This window comes from Pseudomonas agronomica, from assembly GCF_025917275.1.
Lineage (GTDB): Bacteria > Pseudomonadota > Gammaproteobacteria > Pseudomonadales > Pseudomonadaceae > Aquipseudomonas > Aquipseudomonas agronomica.
This window is the reverse complement of sequence record NZ_JAOSHO010000256.1, coordinates 1-7,267: the sequence shown is the minus strand read 5'-3', so window position 1 is coordinate 7,267 and position 7,267 is coordinate 1. Positions and strand designations below refer to the sequence as shown.

At 62.4% G+C, this 7,267-nt stretch carries 7 protein-coding genes; 2 read left to right on the top strand and 5 right to left on the bottom strand.

The features are described from left to right. Positions 1–47: 47 nt before the first annotated feature. Entirely contained in the window at positions 48–1,235 is a 1,188-nt protein-coding gene (gene mltA / locus OC610_RS17450) for a murein transglycosylase A (protein ID WP_264429364.1), read from the bottom strand. Between the two features lie 123 nt (positions 1,236–1,358). Here mltA and OC610_RS17445 point away from each other — a divergent pair, with 123 nt between their 5' ends. Beyond that, positions 1,359–1,808 (top strand): c-type cytochrome, encoded by a 450-nt coding sequence (locus OC610_RS17445; protein WP_264429363.1) that lies wholly within the window; start codon positions 1,359–1,361, stop codon positions 1,806–1,808. A gap of 88 nt (positions 1,809–1,896) precedes the next feature. Here the strand turns inward: OC610_RS17445 and OC610_RS17440 are convergent, their stop codons facing one another. Next, on the bottom strand, positions 1,897–2,292 hold the full coding sequence (locus OC610_RS17440) for a DUF1090 domain-containing protein (protein ID WP_264429362.1): 396 nt from the start codon (positions 2,290–2,292) through the stop codon (positions 1,897–1,899). Between the two features lie 88 nt (positions 2,293–2,380). Next, positions 2,381–4,054 carry an NAD-dependent DNA ligase LigB gene (ligB, locus tag OC610_RS17435; protein WP_264429361.1) on the bottom strand — a complete coding sequence of 558 codons (1,674 nt, stop codon included), beginning with the start codon at positions 4,052–4,054 and terminating at the stop codon, positions 2,381–2,383. A gap of 205 nt (positions 4,055–4,259) precedes the next feature. Here ligB and OC610_RS17430 point away from each other — a divergent pair, with 205 nt between their 5' ends. Continuing rightward, complete coding sequence (locus tag OC610_RS17430) at positions 4,260–4,880, top strand: LysE family translocator (RefSeq protein WP_264429360.1); 621 nt, start codon at positions 4,260–4,262, stop codon at positions 4,878–4,880. A 73-nt stretch (positions 4,881–4,953) separates the two neighbouring features. Here the strand turns inward: OC610_RS17430 and metK are convergent, their stop codons facing one another. Both metK and OC610_RS17420 read right to left on the bottom strand, forming a co-directional pair. Next, positions 4,954–6,144 (bottom strand): methionine adenosyltransferase, encoded by a 1,191-nt coding sequence (gene metK, locus OC610_RS17425; RefSeq protein WP_030137860.1) that lies wholly within the window; start codon positions 6,142–6,144, stop codon positions 4,954–4,956. Positions 6,145–6,163: 19 nt separating this feature from the next. Beyond that, positions 6,164–7,159, bottom strand: a complete 996-nt coding sequence (locus OC610_RS17420; protein ID WP_264429358.1) for an ArsR/SmtB family transcription factor — start codon at positions 7,157–7,159, stop codon at positions 6,164–6,166. Between the last annotated feature and the right edge of the window lie 108 nt (positions 7,160–7,267).

Below are 7,267 nucleotides of genomic sequence, written 5' to 3'. Positions count from 1 at the left end.
GTGGGAGCGAGCCTGCTCGCGAAATGGCTCGCACAGTCAACACATTCCTAGGGGGCTGCGGTCACCGCATTCGCCACCTGCGGCACCTGGGGCAGCGCCATGCCCTTGGGCCAAAGCATCCAGATCTGGCCCTGTTGCTTCATGTCCCCCGCCAGTTGCCCGGCCGTTTCGCCCGTGCCCCAGAACAAGTCGGCCCGCACTTCACCGGCAATGGCCCCGCCCGTATCCTGGGCCGCGACGGGGCGGTTCAAGGCGCTGCCGTCGGGGCGTGTGGTGGACAGCCACAATAGGCTGCCCAGCGGGATGACCTTGCGGTCCACCGCCACACTGTAGCCGGCGGTGAGCGGTACGTTCAACGAGCCCCGCGGGCCTTCGTTGCTGTCGGGGTTGCGGTTGAAGAACACATAGCTGGGGTTGCTGCCCAGCAATTCAGGAATGCGGTGGGGGTTGGCCTTGGCCCAGGCGCTGATGGTACCCATGGTCACGTCTTCCTTCTTCAGCTCACCCTGCTCGACCAACCAGCGGCCGATGGGGCGGTACGGGTGGCCGTTCTGGTCGGCATAGCCGATGCGCACCTGGCGGCCGTCATCAAGCCGAATGCGTCCCGAACCCTGGATCTGCAGGAACTGCAGGTTCATCGGGTCCGTCAGCCAGGCGATAACCGGCGCCTTGACTCCGTTGGTTTCGATGGTAGCGGCATCGTCGTAAGGCTTGAGCACCCGGCCTTCGAGGCGGCCACGCAGGCGTTTGCCCTTGAGCTCCGGATAAATGCTGTCCAGGGACACAATGATCATGTCGTCCGGCACGCCATAGACCGGAATATTCGCCTTCGCGGTCTGGGTGAGGCTGCCGGGATAGACCGGTTCGTAATAGCCGGTAATCAGGCCATTGGGGCTGTTGTCCCCCGAGCGCAGACCATAGACGTCCAGGTTCTGCTTCAGGAAGCTACGCACTGCCTGCGCGGTCTGCGGCACATTGGCCGCCGCCGCGCAGGTCTGGCCCCAGGTTGCGTCCGCCTTGAGCCGGATGCAAGCGCTGCGCCAGGCGCCGAAGCCGGCCAGCAGGTCTTTATCGGATACCGCGGGCAGCGCCTCCCAAGGTGCACTGGCATAGGTCGCGACGGCGTGCGTCTGGGGCTCTTCGACTTTTTCCCCGCGATTGCAGCCAACCAGTAGCGCAATCAGCGGTAGGGTCAATGCCAGGCCTTTGTGCCAGGGCTTGATGCGGCTGTTCATGAAGATTTCCTTGTGGTTTCCGAGCGTTTTCAGGCGCCCGACAACCCCTGATATTGATAGGGTCATTGGCCTTTGCCGAAGACCCGAGGATACTGACCGCCGTTTTCCTGTCCCGAGGCCGAGATGTTTGTAAAACGATTTTCCATGACCCTACTGGCCTGCCTGCTGCTGTCCGCTTGTGGCGGTGTCGATCCCAATTCTCCCCTGGGCCAGCGCAAGGCGATCTTCAAGCAGATGCTCAAGACCAACGAAGACTTGGGCGGCATGCTGCGCGGCCGCGTCCCGTTCGATGGCGCACGTTTTGCCGAAGGTGCGGTAAAGCTGGATCAACTGTCCCATGAGCCTTGGAAGCATTTTCCGCCAGTACGTGAAGAGGACCATACCAGCGCCACGGACGAGGTCTGGAAAAAACAGGCGCGTTTCCAGGAGCTGGCCCGCAGCCTTGAAGCCGCCACGGGTGAATTGGTGATTGCCAGCAAGGTCCAGCCCTACCGAGCCAGCAACCTGGGGCCAGCGGTGCAGAAGGTCGAAGATGCGTGCAGTGCCTGTCATAAAGAGTTTCGGGATCATTGATTGTGAAGCAGTTGCAAGCTTCAAGCTGAAAACTGCAGGTGTGGCGCTTTGAACTTGCAGCTTGCCGCTGGAAACTTGCAGCTAGAACCTACTTATCCAGCTCATCCACCGCTTCCTGCAATTCCTTGCGGGACGCTGCCAGTTTGTCCTTGCGCTTGTTGATCCTTTCCGCGTCGCCTTTTTTCATGGCCTTGTCCAGGTCGGCCTGGCGGCGACTGACTTCATGCTTGGCTTCGAGCACCTTGTTCTCGCGCTCCTTGCGCAGGGAGGCATCCGTGCAATGGGTCGTGACTTCGTCCAGCGCCGTTTCGAGGCCCGCCTGCTGGTCCTGGTTGCCCCGGGACTTGGCCAGTTCGATCTGATTGATGATGCCTTGGCGTTTGGCTGCGCAACCGGTGAGCTCCGGGGTTTGCTCGTCCGCCGATGAAAAGGTGGCCATGGCGCTGCATAGCACCAGCAGGGCAACAGGAGGCAGGAAATTCATAACAACTCCATAAAAACTCGCGGGCGGTCGGTACAGATGCGCAGTTGGAACGCGTAGTCGCCCCTTGGGTTCAACCGTGGGGGGCGGATTAAAAACCATCGACCCCGGCGGTGCGTAATATCTCACTCAAGGCCAGCACCTGCGGGTCGCGAAAAAAAGCGCTCAGTTGCGCGGCGCGTCCCGGCCCGATGCCGGCTTCGGCTTGCCATTGTTCAGTGCTGCGTTCGGCCAGCGCCTGCCACGGTCCGTCCAGCCGCGCATTTGCAGTGGGCGGCAGGCCAAGGGCCTTGAGCCATTGACGAAAGGGCCGCTGCCGGGCGCTGTCGAGACTGGCAAGCAGGCGGGCGCTGTTGCGCTCGCCGAAGCCGGCCATGGTAGCAAGCTCGGCGGCATCGAGGGTCAACCAATCCAGCAATCCGTCGAGTCGACCGGCGGCGAGGAGCTTCTCCCAGGTGCCGGGGCCGACATGGGGCAGGGCAAGGCCATTCTTGCCGCTGAGCCAGTCCAGGCGTGCGAGAAACTGGCTTTCGCAGCCAGGTGTCGGTTGCCAGCAACTCAGGAAGTGATAGTCGGCTGCGGCCGGTGCGTTGACTTCCTGGCGTTCGAGACTGCGAAGCACGACTTCATCGAGGCGCGGAATGGTTAACCCGGCCAGGCTGATGGCGACCCGATCGCCGGGGCGGATGTCCATCGCTTCCCAGCGCTTGAGGGAGCTGACGCTCACCCGGCGAATCCATCGGTCGTCGAGTCGGATCCGTTCAAGTTCCAGCACGGGGGTGATGCGTCCCGTGCGACCTACCTTGAAGCTCACCTTGCGGACTTCGGCCATGGCTTGGACGTACGGGTATTTCCAGGCCACGCTCCAGAACGGCGTCCGGGCCTGCCAGCGGTCGGCGGGAGGGCGGCGACTCTGGCGCAGGACGATCCCGTCGCTGGCGAATGGCAGCGGGGTGCGATACCAGTGGTCGCGCCACCGTTCGGCATCGGCGAGGTCCCGGACAGGCTGGTTGTAGTCGAGGGTGCCGGCGAAGCCCAGCTCATCCAGCGCGGCCATCCGCTCGGTCAGGGTGTCCGGCCCTCCAGGCCATTCCCAGATAAACAGGCCTGTATCAATGGCTTCCTGCGTCGTCAGGTTGTTGCGGGCCATCAGGCCCGCCATGGTCCCGCGGGCGTTTACGCTACCACGGTCGGCTTGGACATGGGCCTCCTGGCGCCAGTACAACTCGCCCTGAACGACCAGGTCCACGGGCTGGCGCAATTGCTGGGGGATGGCGCGGATCTTCTGCGCGTTGACGGTCCAGTCGTGCCCCAGGACGCCGTCACCGCGACTGATCGCCTGATACAGTTGGCCCTTTCGATACACCAGCGTCACCGCCACGCCATCGACTTTCGGTTGGGCCCAGACGTCTTCGCGACCGTGCAGCCAGGCACCGACGGCATCGGCATCCTTGAGTTTCTCCAGGCCGGTATGGACGACCGGGTGCCGCACCGTTCCGCCCGCTGAGCGCAGGGGACTATCGATTGCCGGAAGACTGAAGCAACTGCGCCACTGGCTCAACTGCGTGCGGGACTGATCGTAGAGTTCGTCGGCCACCCGGGATTGGCCGAGGCGGTGATAGCTGTCGTCCCACGTGTCGATTTGCTGTTGCAGCGCAGCGACCTCGGCGTGGGCACGCTCCGTGGGCCAGTCGGGACAAGGCTTGGCCATTGCGGGTATGGCGATGAATAAAAGACAGGCGATTGCATACAAGAACGGTGGCATCGAAGCATCCTTGCTGGGTTGAGTCCCTGAAGGCTAGCCACCGGGCGAAAAGTTGCGAGACCCATAGCGTTACCGGGTTTTGCGAAGCTGAAGGCGAAGCGCCGCCGGTACAGTCCCGGCCGATCTGGCTGCGCAACTGTCCCTTGAACCCATCGATGAGCGGTGCAGAATGGGCGCTCGATCCTCCCTGCCAGGAGTGCAACCGATGGACCTGACGACCCTCGCTGTCTTCATCCCGGCCTGCTTCGCGCTGAACATGGCGCCGGGTCCTAACAACCTGCTGTCGATCAGCAACGCCTCGCGTTATGGTTTTGTCCAGGCGTGCAGCGGCGGCATCGGTCGTTTGGTGGCGTTTGCCATCATGATTGCCCTGGCGGCGGTGGGGCTGACGGCGGTGCTGCACACCTCGGAACTGTTATTCCTGGGCATCAAGCTCGTGGGCGCCGGCTATCTTTTCTACCTCGCGGTGCAGTTGTGGCGCGCGCAGCCTGAAGCCAGCGGCGAGGCGGCGGTCGTTTCCATGAGCATGGCCAGCCTGGCGCGCCAGGAATTCCTGGTGGCGATCGGCAATCCCAAGGCGATTCTGTTGTTTACCGCTTTCCTGCCCCAATTCGTTGACCGTACTGGCACTGTCGCTCAGCAGTTCGCCGTATTGGGCGGGCTATTCCTGGCGTTGGAATGCGTGGCGATCGGCTTGTATTGCTACATGGGCATTTATGCGCGGCGACTGTTTGCCCGGCCGAGCGGCAAGCGCTTGTTCAACCGGATGTGTGCGGGGTTGTTGGCGAGCGCTGCTTCGTTCTTGCTGGTGGCGCGTCGGGCCTGAAGCATGCCCTTCACACAAGCAAAAAAGCCCCTGGCGACTAAGTCGCCAGGGGCTTTTTCAATGCGGCGGGGTATTACAGGCCAGCAGCGGCGCGCAGAGCGTCGGCGCGGTCGGTTTTTTCCCAGGTGAACGTGGTAAAGGTGTCGTCGCCCACGGTCTTGGTCTGCGGCGTGCGACCGAAGTGGCCGTAGGCTGCGGTGTCCTGGTACATCGGGTGCAGCAGGTCGAGCATGGTGGTGATCGCGTATGGACGCAGGTCGAACACTTCACGCACCAGCTGGATGATCTTGTCGTCGCCAATCTTGCCGGTACCGAAGGTGTTCAGCGAAATCGACGTAGGCTGGGCGACGCCGATGGCGTAGGAAACCTGGATCTCGCAACGCTCGGCCAGGCCGGCGGCAACGATGTTCTTGGCGACATAACGACCGGCGTACGCCGCCGAACGGTCAACCTTGGACGGATCCTTGCCGGAGAACGCGCCGCCGCCGTGACGGGCCATGCCGCCGTAGCTGTCGACGATGATCTTGCGACCGGTCAGGCCGCAGTCGCCCACTGGGCCGCCGATGATGAACTGGCCAGTCGGGTTGATGTGGAACTGGGTGTCCTTGGACAGCAGTTCGGCAGGCAGCACGTGCTTGACGATCAGCTCCATCACGCCTTCGCGCAAATCTTTGTAGGACACTTCCGGGTTGTGCTGGGTCGACAGCACGACCGCGTCGATACCGACGACCTTGCCGCCTTCGTAACGGCAAGTCACTTGCGACTTGGCGTCCGGGCGCAGCCAAGGCAGCAGGCCGGATTTGCGGGCCTCGGCCTGGCGCTGGACCAACTGGTGCGAGAAGGTGATCGGTGCCGGCATCAATACATCGGTTTCGTTGCTGGCGTAGCCGAACATCAGGCCTTGGTCGCCAGCGCCCTGATCTTCCGGCTTGGCGCGGTCAACGCCCTGGTTGATGTCCGGGGACTGCTTGCCGATGATGTTCATCACGCCGCAGGTCGCGCCGTCGAAGCCGACGTCGGAGCTGTTGTAGCCGATGCCGAGGATCACGTCGCGAACGATCTGTTCCAGGTCGACCCAGGCCGAGGTGGTGACTTCGCCAGCGATGATCGCCACGCCCGTTTTCACCAGAGTCTCGCACGCCACGCGGGCGAACTTGTCTTCAGCAATGATGGCGTCCAGCACCGCATCAGAAATCTGGTCGGCGATTTTGTCCGGATGCCCTTCAGACACGGACTCGGAGGTGAAAAGGGAGTATTCGCTCATCTCGATGTTTTCCTACAAGTTACCGATGGTGAGTGTCGCCAGCCGGCCGCTGAAAATGGCGGACCTGAATCTGGAAACCATTACGTAAGCCTACATAGAGGCTTTCCCCGGGCACGAGGCCCGCAGCGGTGGCCCAACGGGCCAGATCGTCCTGTTCAAACCCCAGCCAGAGATCTCCGCAGGCCTCCTTGGCCCAACTCTGGTTGTGGCTGCATAACTCTGTCACCAACAGGCTACCGCTCGGTTGCAGCAGGTTGGCCATGTGCTTGAGCGCATCAGCCGGTGCGGCAAAATGATGAAGCACCATGTTCAATACAACGCAATCGGCCCGCAGGCTGAGGCCGTTCAGGGCATCGGCCAGTTGCAGGCTGACATTAGCCAGGGATTCGCGCTCGCACACCTGGCGGGCCAGTTCAAGCATCGCCGGGCTGTTGTCCAGCGCGGTCACCTGATTGAAGCGCCGCGCCAGTTCCGGTAGGAAAGCGCCGTCGCCGGGACCGACTTCTATCGCCGTGGCAGTCGGTCCGAAACTCAGTTTATCGAGCAGCGCCACCACACTGTCACGGTATTGCGGCAGCCCGGCGATCAGATCCTGCTGGGCGCGAAATTTCTCCGCCACCCGTGCGAAAAAATCCTGGCTGGCGGCGGCGCGTTGCCCGTGGACCTGGGCAATGCGCTCCTGCACATCCATCGGCAGGTCCAGCTCGTCCACTTCTTCGAGCAACGCGGCGTGCAGCTTGCCACCCAGCAGCTCGGTGTGGGGCAGGGCGCGCCGATAGAAAATCGCATTGCCTTCGCGACGTGTCGCCACCAGGTCGGCCTGGGCCAGGACCTTGAGGTGATGACTCATGCCGGATTGGCCGATGCCGAAGATCTGCGCCAGTTCCAGTACGCCGAACGAGTCGTTGGCCAAGGCGCGCAATACATTCAGCCGCAACGGATCGCCGCCGGCCTTGCAAAGGGCCGCCAGCTCATCGCTGTCATCATGGCGAATGGAAGGCACGCGTAAATTCATAGGTCGGCAGTCTAGTGACGGGTCTGGCGCATCGCAAGGTCAATATCAAAAAGTTTTGATATTGCTCGATAAATGGCACTTCCAAGGGCGTGCTTGACTCTACCCACC

Bases quoted from the DNA above. Each gene is read 5' to 3' on its own strand.
- mltA (WP_264429364.1), bottom strand. From the start codon at position 1,235: ATGAACAGCCGCATCAAGCCCTGGCACAAAGGCCTGGCATTGACCCTA.
- OC610_RS17445 (WP_264429363.1), top strand. From the start codon at position 1,359: ATGTTTGTAAAACGATTTTCCATGACCCTACTGGCCTGCCTGCTGCTG.
- OC610_RS17440 (WP_264429362.1), bottom strand. From the start codon at position 2,292: ATGAATTTCCTGCCTCCTGTTGCCCTGCTGGTGCTATGCAGCGCCATG.
- ligB (WP_264429361.1), bottom strand. From the start codon at position 4,054: ATGCCACCGTTCTTGTATGCAATCGCCTGTCTTTTATTCATCGCCATA.
- OC610_RS17430 (WP_264429360.1), top strand. From the start codon at position 4,260: ATGGACCTGACGACCCTCGCTGTCTTCATCCCGGCCTGCTTCGCGCTG.
- metK (WP_030137860.1), bottom strand. From the start codon at position 6,144: ATGAGCGAATACTCCCTTTTCACCTCCGAGTCCGTGTCTGAAGGGCAT.
- OC610_RS17420 (WP_264429358.1), bottom strand. From the start codon at position 7,159: ATGAATTTACGCGTGCCTTCCATTCGCCATGATGACAGCGATGAGCTG.